General features: G+C 63.1%; 11 protein-coding genes. 3 read left to right on the plus strand and 8 right to left on the minus strand.

What is annotated here, in order from left to right; genetic code table 11:
* Positions 1–6: 6 nt before the first annotated feature.
* A complete protein-coding gene (locus tag ACWAT4_RS24220) occupies positions 7–921 on the minus strand; it encodes a dihydrodipicolinate synthase family protein (RefSeq protein ID WP_449731253.1) in 915 nt (304 codons plus the stop codon).
* A 138-nt stretch (positions 922–1,059) separates the two neighbouring features.
* Between ACWAT4_RS24220 and ACWAT4_RS24225 the strand changes: the two genes are divergently transcribed.
* Complete coding sequence (locus ACWAT4_RS24225; protein ID WP_212299218.1) at positions 1,060–1,908, plus strand: IclR family transcriptional regulator; 849 nt, start codon at positions 1,060–1,062, stop codon at positions 1,906–1,908.
* A gap of 26 nt (positions 1,909–1,934) precedes the next feature.
* Here the strand turns inward: ACWAT4_RS24225 and ACWAT4_RS24230 are convergent, their stop codons facing one another.
* From ACWAT4_RS24230 to ACWAT4_RS24240, 3 genes are all read right to left on the minus strand, one after another.
* The gene (locus ACWAT4_RS24230) at positions 1,935–2,138 is read right to left on the minus strand and encodes a hypothetical protein (protein ID WP_212299217.1); all 204 of its coding nucleotides are present in this window, start codon (positions 2,136–2,138) and stop codon (positions 1,935–1,937) included.
* A 118-nt stretch (positions 2,139–2,256) separates the two neighbouring features.
* The gene (rnz, locus tag ACWAT4_RS24235; protein ID WP_449728252.1) at positions 2,257–3,162 is read right to left on the minus strand and encodes a ribonuclease Z; all 906 of its coding nucleotides are present in this window, start codon (positions 3,160–3,162) and stop codon (positions 2,257–2,259) included.
* 43 nt (positions 3,163–3,205) lie between these two features.
* Complete coding sequence (locus tag ACWAT4_RS24240) at positions 3,206–3,808, minus strand: TetR/AcrR family transcriptional regulator (protein ID WP_212299215.1); 603 nt, start codon at positions 3,806–3,808, stop codon at positions 3,206–3,208.
* Between the two features lie 199 nt (positions 3,809–4,007).
* Here ACWAT4_RS24240 and ACWAT4_RS24245 point away from each other — a divergent pair, with 199 nt between their 5' ends.
* Complete coding sequence (locus ACWAT4_RS24245; RefSeq protein WP_449728253.1) at positions 4,008–5,249, plus strand: efflux RND transporter periplasmic adaptor subunit; 1,242 nt, start codon at positions 4,008–4,010, stop codon at positions 5,247–5,249.
* Positions 5,250–5,393: 144 nt separating this feature from the next.
* Positions 5,394–8,582: an efflux RND transporter permease subunit gene (locus ACWAT4_RS24250; RefSeq protein ID WP_449728254.1), complete on the plus strand. Its 3,189-nt coding sequence runs from the start codon at positions 5,394–5,396 to the stop codon at positions 8,580–8,582.
* Here the strand turns inward: ACWAT4_RS24250 and ACWAT4_RS24255 are convergent.
* From ACWAT4_RS24255 to ACWAT4_RS24270, 4 genes are all read right to left on the minus strand, one after another.
* Positions 8,579–9,307, minus strand: coding sequence for a sulfite exporter TauE/SafE family protein (locus tag ACWAT4_RS24255; protein ID WP_212299212.1), 729 nt, complete (start codon positions 9,305–9,307; stop codon positions 8,579–8,581). The genes ACWAT4_RS24250 and ACWAT4_RS24255 overlap by 4 nt on opposite strands.
* A 186-nt stretch (positions 9,308–9,493) precedes the next feature.
* Entirely contained in the window at positions 9,494–9,751 is a 258-nt protein-coding gene (locus ACWAT4_RS24260; protein ID WP_449728255.1) for a hypothetical protein, read from the minus strand.
* Between the two features lie 220 nt (positions 9,752–9,971).
* On the minus strand, positions 9,972–11,093 hold the full coding sequence (locus ACWAT4_RS24265) for a helix-turn-helix transcriptional regulator (RefSeq protein WP_212443811.1): 1,122 nt from the start codon (positions 11,091–11,093) through the stop codon (positions 9,972–9,974).
* 111 nt (positions 11,094–11,204) lie between these two features.
* Positions 11,205–12,323 (minus strand): helix-turn-helix transcriptional regulator, encoded by a 1,119-nt coding sequence (locus tag ACWAT4_RS24270; protein ID WP_449731254.1) that lies wholly within the window; start codon positions 12,321–12,323, stop codon positions 11,205–11,207.
* Between the last annotated feature and the right edge of the window lie 56 nt (positions 12,324–12,379).

Consider the following 12,379-nt stretch of genomic DNA (forward strand, 5'->3'; position numbering starts at 1 on the left):
TCGGTCTTAAGCGGCCGTCGCAACTGCCGCGGCAGTCGCCAGCAGCTCTTTCCGTTGAGCGGCTGGCAAAGTCTCCAGCGGCGGACGCAGCCGCTCCCAACCGGCGTGACCTGTGCGCTCGGCGACCAAGGCCTTCAACGACGGCATCTGCGCGAAGCGCGAGACCAGCTCACGCGCCTTCACAATGCGCGCCTGCGCAGCCGCGAGCTTTGCGTCGTCGTCGCGGAAATGCTTGAAGACATAGGCGAGATCGCGCGCGACGAGGTTCGAGGTCGCGGTGATGCAGCCGCCACCGCCCTTGCGCAGCAGCGGCAGCAGCAGCGGATCGGCGCCGGTCAGCACGGAGAAGCCCGGGAACCGCTCGACCATCGCGGTCATGTTGGCGAAGTCGCCGGAAGAGTCCTTGATGCCGGCAATGGTCGATGGATAGGCCTTGCGCAGCCGCTCGATCAGCGCATGCGAGATCGGCTGCATCGACATCTGCGGGATGTGATAGAGCACGATCTTGAGCTTGGCATCGCCGATGCGCTGGATGATCTCGCTATAGGCAGCATAGATGCCGTCATCGCTGACATTCTTGTAGTAGAACGGCGGCAGCATCACCACGGTCTCGACACCGACCGACAGCGCGTGGCGCGTCAACGCGATCGTCTCGGTGAACGCAACGACACCCGTACCGGGCAGCAGCTGGTTCGGCTTGATGCCGCCGGCGACCACGGCCTCCAGCAACGCCGTGCGCTCGGCGACCGAGAAGGAGTTCGCCTCCCCCGTCGTGCCCAGCATCGCGATGGCGTCGCAGCCTTCGTCCAGCAGATAGCTGCAATGCGCGATGAAGCGCGCGTGATCGGGCGCGAGCTCGGTGTCGAGCGGCGTCAACGCGGCGCAGAACACGCCATGTGGGTGCAAGGACTGGGGGTGCAGCGATGATGTCGACAAAGCTTCCTCCGATCGTCAGATCGATGTTGTTCGGAATGCGAACATTTGTTATAATCTGCTTCGTTGGTAAAAGCAGGCTGTCGCCGCGTCAAGGGCTGCGGCTGCCAGGGCAGGACATTCAGCATGGCCAAGGTCGAAAAGAAGGCCGCAAAGCGCCTATCGGAAGCTACCCCGAAAAACCCCAGGGATAAAAATCCGAAGAATTATGTCGCCTCGGTCGGCAAGGCCTTTGCCGTGCTCAAGAGTTTCACCAGCGAGGCGTTCGAACTGACACTGAGCGAAGTTGCCGCACGCGCCGATCTCGATCGCGGGACGGCGTTCCGGCTGATCCAGACCCTGATCGAACTCGGCTATCTCCAGGCGGTGCCGCAGAGCCGCCGGTTCCGCCTCGGTGTTGCCTGCCTCGACCTCGGCTACACGGTGCTGTCGCATGGGTCATTGCGCACCATTGTCGAACCCCTGTTGCGCGACCTCGTGCCTGAGGTCGGCGATGCAGCCTCGCTCGGTATCCTCGATGGCGGCGACGTGATTTACCTCGCGCGCGTCGGCGCCGGCCTCGACCGCCACAAGATGGATCGTCGGCCGGGCACGCGCATCCCCGCCTACAGCGCCGCACTTGGCCATGCCATGCTGGCGCATCTGGCGCGCGACGAGCAGATCCAACGACTGGAGTCGCGGCCCCGCGTCAAGCTGTCGGAACGAACGCTGACCGATCTCGACGCCCTGCTCACCCGGCTCGACCAGGTGAAGAAGAAGGGCCATGCCGTCTCCGACGGCGAAAACGCTTACGGCCTGCGCACGCTGGCGACGCCGATCCTTGACGCGCACGGGTCCGTGATCGCTGGGCTGAGCATCACTGTAGATGCGATGCGCATGGACATGCCGACCTTTCGCGACCAGGCGATGCCAAGGCTGATGCAACTGACGAACACGGTGCAGGAGCTCGCGATCAAGTCTGGCCTGTCGGGCTGAGCGTGCCGTCCGCCGATGCCCGGCGGTTATTCCGGAACGAGCGTCGCAAGTCCGGCTTCTATAATGGTGATTTCCTCGTTGACCTGCGCGATGGCCTGCTTCGGGTCGACGCCGGTGACCGCCACCAGCTGCCGCAGCAAGTCCTGCCGATGTGCCAAAATATCCTCCAGCGCATCGCGATCCTTCAGTTTCACATAACCTTCGACGATCAATTCAACGGAAAGAGACATAGTACTCTCAATACAAAGCCGATTTCTGATCTACGGAAAATATCGCGCCAAGGCACGGCTGCGGGAACGAAGTCGCATAAACCTTGACAGGTAAGATTAATGGCCGTGCGCGCATTTCCTAAACAGCGATACGATCGAAGTCTGCGGCGATCCGGACGCTCGGGAAGATGCCTGCCGCCTCGGCCAAAATCTCGTCGTCCTCATAGCGGCCCGAGAGATGAGTCAGCACGAGCTGCCGGACGTTGCTCGCGGCCGCGAAGGTGGCCGCCTCTGCCGCGGTGAGATGGCCGTAGTCTCGCGCCGTCGGCGCATCCCGATTCAGGAATGTCGCCTCGATCACCAGCAGGTCCGCATCGGCGACGTGTTTTGACAACCCCTCCGTAGCCTCGGTGTCGCCGATCACGACCAGCTTCCTGCCGCCACTCGGCGGACCCAGAACATCCTCCGGATCAATCGTCCGTCGGCCCTCGATCGTGACTGGCCGCCCCGCGGCCAGCTCGCCGCGGATCGGACCATCCGGCACACCGAGCGCGGACAGGCGATCAGACAACAGATGGCGGCGCGCCGGGCTTTGGAAAACGAAGCCAAAACTATCGGTGTCGCGGTGACGGACCGGAAAACCGTCGATGGTGAAGTCGCCGGTGTCGACGACCTGCCTTTCAGAGAGCGGCGCGAACTCTATCGCAATCGGCGCCCGGCCCGCGCCCCACAGGCCTGCGAGCATGCGCATCACGATGTCGAGCGTGCCTGGTCCGCCATGGATGGTCATCGCGTCGGTGGTCTGCCGCAATCCCAATGTCGAGAACAGTCCGGGGATACCGAGCACGTGATCGAGATGACCATGCGTCAGGAGGATGCGATCAAGCCGCCGAAAGCCGGCGCCACTTCGCAACAGCTGGCGCTGCGTGCCCTCGCCGCAATCGATCAGCATGCGATGGCCCGCGGCCTCCAGGAGAAGCGCCGGATGATTGCGCTCCGCGGATGGAACGCTGGCCGAGGTGCCTAGAAATGTGAGGGCGAACATTGCGTACTCTATGCGAGGTCAGGGGGGATCCTCTTCAAGAACCCTACCTGCGCTCCGACTGCGCCTCGACCGCCTGCACGGCCACGCTCGCCACTTGCCGCAGCGCTTCGCGATCCGAGCCTGAAGACGCCATCACGCCCATGCCGACCGACACCGCCGAGACGTAGCGCGCGAGCGCGGCGGGATCGGAGCTCGTCGTGAGATCGCCTTCCGCCTTGGCGCGGACAAAACGGTCGCGAAGCTGGTCCTCGTTTTGGGCGCGGCGCGCGGCGAGTTCGAAGGGCACGTTTTCGGAGCCGGTGCCGCAGGCGATGCCGCCTTGTACGAGCAGGCAGCCGGGCGGGTTGGCGGGGTCGGTCTGCTTTTCGGCAATGCCCATCAGCATCCGCTCGGCGACGTCGCGGGCGGTGGGCGCGGCCACCACCTCGTCCATCCAGGCGCCGCGCAGCTTGGTGTAGCGGTCGAGCGCGGCCTTGAGCAGGCCCTCCTTGTTGCCGAAGCAGGCGTAGAGGCTCGGCGGGTTAATGCCCATGGCCTCCGTGAGCTGGGCAATCGTGGCGCCCTCATAGCCATGGCGCCAAAACACTTCCATCGCCTGATCCAACGCGACATCGGCGTCGAATTCGCGGGGGCGTCCCATGCCCATGTGCCTGTTCTCCTCGGAATTCGCGTTTGCTGGAGGCTAACGCCAAATCCTATCTATTTGTTCTAGCTTTATTTTCCTGCCGTCTTTCAATTCTTGCGGTATGCGGCTACAATTTTCTTAGTGAATGATACATAAGTATCTTGCACTGCGACATCCAGCTCCACATTTGTAGTGAACACTACATATATGGAGCGCGCAAATGCACCCCTCCCAAAATACCCTCCGCACCGGCCGTATTCGCCGCCTTCTCGGCGGCGTCGCTGTCGTGGGCGCCCTCGCGGTAGCAGGCTCGATCGCGACCGGCCATTATTTCCATTCGGCTCAGGCGACCGCAACGGCGGCCGCGGCTGAGCAAGCCGTTTCGGTGACGGTTGCAACGATCGAACCAAAGCAGACCGTGCTGTGGGATGATTTCTCCGGCCGGCTCGAGGCCATCCAGCGCGTCGAGCTTCGCCCTCGTGTCGGCGGGGCAATCCTGGCGACCAATTTCACCGAGGGCGCGCTGGTGAAGGCCGGCGATCTCTTGTTCAAGATCGATCCGGCGCCTTATGCGGCCGAGGTCGACAAGGCTGCCGCCCAGCTCGAGGCTGCGAAGGCACGCGTGGTGTTCACCCAGAGCGAACTCGAACGCGGCGCGCAGCTGGTCGGCAATGCCGTGGTCACGCGGCGCGACTATGACCAGCGCGATAATGCCAACCGCGAAGCGATCGCCAATGTGAAGGCGGCCGAAGCGACGCTGCAGACCGCAAAGCTCAATCTCGACTACACCGAGGTGCGCGCTCCCGTGGACGGCCGCGTCGGCAAGTTCGAGATCACCGTCGGCAATCTCGTCGCCGCCGGCACCGCCTCCCCGGTGCTGAGCTCGCTGGTCTCGGTCAATCCGATCTACGCCTCGTTCGATGCGGACGAAGAGGTCGTGTTGCGCGCACTGAACTCGATCGCGGACACCTCCGGCAATCGAGGCAAGCTCGACCAGATCCCGGTGGAGATGGCGACGTCAGGCGGTCTCTCGGCCAAGGGCCACATCCAGCTCATCGACAACCAGGTCAACGGCCAGAGCGGCACCATTCGCGTGCGCGCGGTATTCCCAAACGAGGACGGGCGTCTGATCCCCGGCCAGTTCGCCCGCGTCCGCATGGGCCAGCCGAAGCAGCAGACACTGGTGATGATCGACGAGCGCGCGATCGGCACCGACCAGGACAAGAAGTTTGTCATGGCTGTTAGCGACGACAGCCGCGCGGTCTACCGGCCGGTCACGCTCGGCGGTGCGGTCGATGGCTTGCGGATCGTCACTGCGGGCCTGAAGCCTGGCGACCGCATCGTCGTCAACGGTCTGCAGCGCGTGCGCCCCGGCGCTCTCCTCAAGACGGAGATCGCAACAATGGGTGCGCGCGGGCAGCGGGCCTCCAACCGCAGCAACCAGGACGTGGTGCAACGTTAGGTCCGTCATTCCGGGGCGCGCATAGCGCGAACCCGGAATCTCGAAGTCGCAGAACTAAAGACATCACCTCAGGATTCCGGGTTCGCGGGCTCTGCCCGCGCCCCGGAATGACGGGAGAGGTGTCTCTCGCGCAGGGGCAAGTCCATGAATCTTTCGAAATTCTTCATTGATCGTCCAATTTTCGCCGGCGTGCTGTCGGTCCTGATCTTTCTCGCAGGCCTGATTTCGCTGTTCGCGATGCCGATCTCGGAATATCCCGATGTCGTGCCGCCCTCAGTCCTCGTGCGCGCGACCTATCCGGGCGCCAATCCCAAGGTGATCGCGGAGACCGTCGCTACTCCAATCGAGGAGCAGATCAATGGCGTCGAAGGCATGCTCTACATGTCGAGCCAGGCCACAACCGACGGCGCGATGACGCTGACGGTAACGTTCCGCCTCGGCACCGATCCCGACAAGGCGACGCAGCTGGTGCAGAACCGCGTGCAGCAGGCCGAGCCGCGCCTTCCGGCCGTGGTGCGCCAGCTCGGCATCATCACCAAGAAATCGTCGCCCGATCTCACCATGGTCGTGCATTTGTTGTCGCCGAACAACCGCTACGACATGACGTATTTGCGCAACTACGCCGTGCTCAACGTCAAGGACCGGCTGGCGCGGATCGACGGCGTCGGCGACGTTCAGCTCTACGGCGCCGGCGACTATTCGATGCGGGTCTGGGTCGATCCGCAGAAGGCGGCCGAGCATGGCCTGACCGCCAGCGACATCGTCAAGGCGATCCAGGCGCAGAACGTCGAAGCGGCCGCCGGCGTGGTCGGCTCCTCCCCGAACGTCAAGGGCATCGACTTGCAGCTCTCCGTCAATGCCGAGGGCCGTCTGGCCAACGAAGAGCAGTTCGGCGACATCGTGGTCAAGACCGGCCCGCGCGGCGAAGTCGTGCGCCTGCGCGACGTCGCGCGCATCGAGCTTGGCGCGTCCGAATACGGCCTGCGCTCTCTGCTCGACAACAAGCAGGCGGTGGCGATCCCGATCTTCCAGGCGCCCGGCTCCAACGCGCTGGAGATTTCCGACCACGTCCGCGCCACCATGGCCGAGATCAAGAAGACCATGCCGGAAGGCGTGTCCTACCAGATCGTCTACGATCCCACCCAGTTCGTGCGCTCCTCGATCGAGGCCGTGATCCATACTCTGCTGGAGGCGATCGCGCTGGTGGTGCTGGTGGTGATCCTGTTCCTGCAGACCTGGCGCGCCTCGATCATCCCGCTGCTGGCCGTGCCAGTGTCGATCGTGGGCACGTTCGCGGTGATGCATGTGTTCGGCTTCTCCATCAACGCGCTCAGCCTGTTTGGCCTCGTGCTCGCGATCGGCATCGTCGTCGACGACGCCATCGTCGTGGTCGAGAACGTCGAGCGCAACATCGAGGGCGGACTGTCGCCGCGCGACGCCACCTATCAGGCGATGCGCGAGGTGTCCGGCCCGATCATCGCCATCGCCATGGTGCTGATCGCGGTGTTCGTGCCGCTCGCCTTCATCTCCGGCCTCACCGGGCAATTCTACAAGCAGTTCGCGCTGACGATCGCGATCTCGACCGTGATCTCCGCTGTCAACTCGCTGACGTTGTCGCCAGCGCTGTCGGCCTTGCTGCTCAAGGGCCACAACGAACCGAAGGACCGGCTGACGCTGATCATGGAAAAGGGCCTTGGCTGGTTCTTCCGCGGCTTCAACAAGGCCTTTACCCGCTCCTCGGAGAACTACAGCGGCACCGTCACCAAGGTGATCTCAGGCAAGGCCGCTGTGATGGGTCTCTATGTGGTGCTGGTCGGCCTCACCGCCTTCCTGTTTCAGCAAGTGCCCAGCGGCTTCGTGCCGGGCCAGGACAAGCAATATCTGGTCGGCTTCGCCCGCCTGCCGGATGGTGCGACGCTCGACCGCACCGAGGAGGTGATCCGCAAGATGAGCGACATCGCGCTGACCCAGCCCGGCGTCGAGAGCTCTGTCGCCTTCCCCGGTCTGTCGATCTCCGGCTTCACCAACTCGTCCAACGCCGGCATCGTGTTCTCGACACTGAAACCGTTCGACGAGCGCAAGGGCGCGGCCCTGAGCGGCAATGCCATCGCTGCCGATCTCAACAAGAAATATGCCGGCATCCAGGAAGCCTTCATCGCCATGTTTCCGCCGCCGCCGGTCAATGGCCTCGGCACCATCGGCGGCTTCAAGCTGCAGATCGAGGACCGTGCCGGTCTCGGCTATGAGGCGCTGAACGAGGCGACCAAGGCGTTCATGGCTGCGATGCAGAAGGCGCCGGAGATCGCCGGCGTGTTCTCGAGCTTCCAGGTCAACGTGCCCCAGTTGTTCGCCGACATCGACCGCACCAAGGCGCTGCAGCTCGGCGTACCCGTGACGGAGGTGTTCAACACGCTGCAGATCTACCTCGGCTCCTACTACGTCAACGACTTCAACAAGTTTGGCCGCACCTACTCCGTCTATGTCCAGGCCGATGCACCGTTCCGCGCGCGTGCCGACGACGTCAGGCAGTTGAAGGTGCGCTCGTCCTCCGGCGACATGGTGCCGCTGTCGGCGCTGCTCAAGATCCGCCAGAGTGCGGGGCCCGAGCGTGCGATCCGCTACAACGGCTTCCTGTCGTCCGACATCAATGCGGCGGCGGCGCCGGGCTTCTCCTCCGGCCAGGCGCAGGAGGCCGCAACCCGGATCGCAGCGGAAGTGCTGCCGCCCGGCTTTGCCTTCGAATGGACCGACCTGACCTATCAGGAGTTCATCGCCGGCAATTCCGGCCTTTGGGTGTTCCCGCTGGCGATCCTGCTGGTGTTCCTGGTGCTCGCTGCGCTCTACGAGAGCCTGACGCTGCCGCTCTCGATCATCTTGATCGTGCCGATGGGACTGCAGGCTGCCATGTTCGGCGTCTGGATCTCGAAGGGCGACAACAACGTCTTCACCCAGATCGGCCTGATCGTGCTGGTTGGCCTCTCCGCCAAGAACGCCATCCTGATCGTCGAATTCGCGCGCGAGCTCGAATTCGCAGGCCGCACGCCGATCCGGGCCGCGATCGAGGCGAGCCGGCTGCGACTGCGCCCGATCCTGATGACGTCGATGGCGTTCATCATGGGCGTGCTGCCGCTGGTGCTCTCGACCGGCGCCGGCTCGGAGATGCGGCGGGCGATGGGCGTTGCGGTGTTCTCCGGCATGATCGGCGTAACCGTGTTCGGCCTATTCCTGACGCCGGTGTTCTACGTGCTGCTCAGGACGATCACCGGCATGAAGCCGCTGGTGCATCACGGCAGCGACATCAGCGCGGCACCGGTTCAAGGCGCCGGGCATTAGATCAGCGATAAGCCCGACACCAACAGCAGAACGAGCACGGTCTTGCGAAAGACCGTCTCGTTGACCCGGTGAAAGGCGATCACGCCGAGCGCCGATCCCGCGAACAGCGCCGGCAGGCTGATCGCGAGGTCGACGAAGACCTTCGACGACAGGTCCTGATGCCCGACCAGCAGTGCGATCGCAAACACCTGCATCGCCGCGATGAAGGGTTGCACGAGACCGCGCTGCTCGCTCTTGGGCATGCCACGCATGTCGCACCAGATCGTCGGGATCGCACCAGGCATCGCGGTGAGCCCACCGACGAGCCCTCCTCCGAATCCGATCAGGGCAACCCAGTGCCGGCCGACGGCCTCGCCGGCCGTCACCAGCGTCGGCCGCAGCAGCATATAGGCGGCATAGAGCGCAACGACGACACCAAATCCGCGCCGGAGCAAATGCGTGTCCATGCTCTGCAGCAGCGAAACCGCGATGGGCACGCCGATCAATCCACCGATGATCAGGAGCAGGCTTCCTTCCCAGCGGATGTTGCGCCGGAGTGCCCACAGATTGGTCGCCTGCACGCCGATGCTGCACGCCATCATCAGCGGCACGGCTTCCAACGGCTGGAACACGCGCAGCAGGACCGCGCCCGCCACGGCCGAGAATGCGAAACCCGAGAGCCCGGAGACGAAGGCTCCGGCGAACACGGCAACGCTGAGAAGCAGCAGAGTCGTGATATCAGGCATAGTCCGCCCTCCGCTCAGTCATAGGGAATTGGTGATACCGGCGCAGCGGCATTTTCGGCGCAGGTCGCCGCCTCGCGCGGAAATGACACTTCCATCGCATGCGCGTGCGATCGCTCCAGCATGACAAGACCAACGAGTTGAAGGGTGACGAGAGCTGCGGTGAGCGCTATTGCGACATAATTGACGTTACGCGCGCTCGAGACTGAGGCGACTGGCCGAACGCTCGCGCGTATCAGATTGGTGGGCATTTGCTGAAAATTCCTCTTCATTGCAGACGGAAAAAAATTCGTTCGAAGGCGATGCTTCGGGCTGCGCGTCCAGCAGATGGCGGTACTGCTGAACGACGCGCCGCGCCTCGATCGCACGCTGCTGATGCAGCGCTGCGACCATGCGGTCGACAACGCCATGGAACTTCCCGGCCAGGCTCCGTGACGTATTTGGCATGGCGATCTCCTCTCAACCTGCAAGCGAGATTGATGGACTTCACTTCCACTCGCTGTGAGTTGCTTCACACAAGAATCGAACGCGACGAACAAGAAACCGTGTCTGCCCTCGTAAGAGAGAACGCAGCAAGTCGCGTCACCCAAACGAATGACGCGCGATAACATTCTGATGAAGAAATTGCCGACGCGGCGCTGATACCTGCTTCAGCGCTGACGATGCGTCAGTGAACGAGCGGGTTGGAAAACCCTGCCACGAGCTTGACGAGATCCGCCTGGCGGCTCACGCCGGTCTTCGCGAACACGCGATGCAGGTGCGTCTTCACGGTCGTCTCCGCGATTCCGAGCGCAGCGGCCGTCTCCGGCACACCGCCGACTTCGACGATGGATTGCAGAACCCTGAGTTCCGCAGGCGTCAGTTCGAACGTTCGGTCGATCAGACCGGCACAGGAACGGGTATCGAGTTTCGCCTTCCAGACGAACAGGGCTCCGATGGCGCCACAGGCGCGCCCTGCGCTTCCCTCCCGCAAGAGCGACGGCAGCGCGATCACATGGGCAATGTGATGGGATCCGTCGCTCGAGGTCAGTTGAATTTTGCAGCCGACCGCCGCCGCGGCAGCCACCTCCACTTCGCCACGGAAGACGTTGCGCAGGGCCGCATTCGCCTCCGGCGACCTTGCCAGCAGCCGGCCATGCACGGATCGTAGGACATCGTCGGTATCCAGGATTGCATCGGCGGCCGGGTTGCTGTGAACAACGTTACAGGCGGCATCGAGCAGGAACACGCCGGCATTGAGGCGATCCACGACATCGGCCAGCGCCATCGACTTCTGTTGCTTCTGCTCGATCGTCCGGTTGATCATCAAAGCGCGGCTCGCGTGCGGAGCCAGGAATTGCATGCGCGCGCGCATCTTCGCGTCCAGCATCTCCCGCCCCGGGATCACCGTCATCAGCATCGGACATGACGAATTTGCCTGTTCCAGCACCACATTCGCGACGTCGGCACATCCCTGGGGACGCAGCCATTCCTGATAGAAGCGGCCGCGGCGATATTCGTCGAAATTCACGAGATCGGGGATGTTACGCACCTCGCCGTACCGGGGCAGCCTGGCGAGTGGGTCGTGCTGCGCGTATTCGTCGGCATAGAGCTGGATGAAATGCGGATCGACACCGCAATAATAATGCGTCGATCCGGACTTGCTCACCTTGTCTTTCGAAATCAGACCGCAGGCCCGGCTGCCGAAGAATCCGTTAAGCATGACGACGACGCCAGACCACAACTCTGGATTGAGTCCGGCGTCATAGATACTCTCGATCAATTCGGAGTGCTTTGCAGTCAACTGCATTGGAAGAGCCAATAGTCGGGCGCGAGGATTTGAGAGGTTGATGCCGGCGGCTTTTCTATGGAGTCGGCCGAGAGACCAATAGGTTCAACGTCGCCGACGCCGATCGACCGATTAATTCACAAGCGGATTGGAGAATCCCGCCGCCAGCTTGACCAGATCCGCCTGACGGGATGTGCCCGTCTTGGCGAACACCCGGTGCAGATGCGTCTTCACCGTCGTCTCCGCGATTCCCAGCGCGATGGACGTCTCCGGCACGCCGCCGACCTCGACAATCGACTGGAACACCCGCAGTTCTGTCGGCGTGAGGTCGAAGGTCCGCCCAATCAGTTCGCCGTAGGACTGCCCACCGAGCGTGACCTGGCGCAGAAGCAGCGCGCCGACGGCGTCGGATGAATGCTCGCTGCCGTTACGCAGCACTGACGACAGCGGCAATATATGCGCGACGTAGCGTTCGCCCTTGGGGGAAAGCAACGGGATCGCTTGTCCTCCTGCCGCGAGCGAGGCCGCATCGCTGCGGGCCGTGAAGGCGTCGCGCAGGATCTGATTGGCTTCCGTACCGCTGGCCACGAGTTGGCCGGCTATGAGACGCACCACGTCGTCGGCCTCGATCATCGCGTGGCCACTCGCATTGGCATGCACCACATGGCAGCAGGAATCGAGCAGGAAGATGCCGGATGACAAACTATCCAGAACGTCTGCCAGCGCCGTGGCCAAAGTCAGCTTCGAGCTGATGGCACGGTTGATGAGCAGAGCCCGGCTGGCGTGCGGCACGATCAGCGACATGCGATGCTTCATCCTGGCGTCGACCATGCGCCGGCCCGACAGCACCGTCATCATCACGGGGCAACTCGCATTCGACTTATCGAGCACGACATTGGCGGCATCGCGGCTGCCCTGCGGCTGCATCCACTCCTGATAGAATCGCCCGCGGCAATATTCGTCGAAATTGACGAGGTCGGGAATGCTTACAATCTGGCCGTGCGGCGGCAGTATCGTCAGCGGATCGAACTTGGAATGGGTCTCCGAATAGAGCTGGATGTAGTGCGGATCCGCCCCGCAATAATAATGCGTGACGCCGAACTTGCTGATCGAATCCTTGGAAAACAGGCCGCAAGCCTGGCCACCGACGAAATCGCGGATGCCGACGACGACATCGTTCCACAGCGAAGGATCGAGACCGGCATCGTAGATCTGTTCGACCAGATCGGGCAGCTTCCGCGGTCTGTGCATGGCGTTGAACAGCTTTGGATGAACAATGCCTGGTGTCATACCACAACCAGAGCATG

This window comes from Bradyrhizobium sp. T-1 (assembly GCF_053592855.1).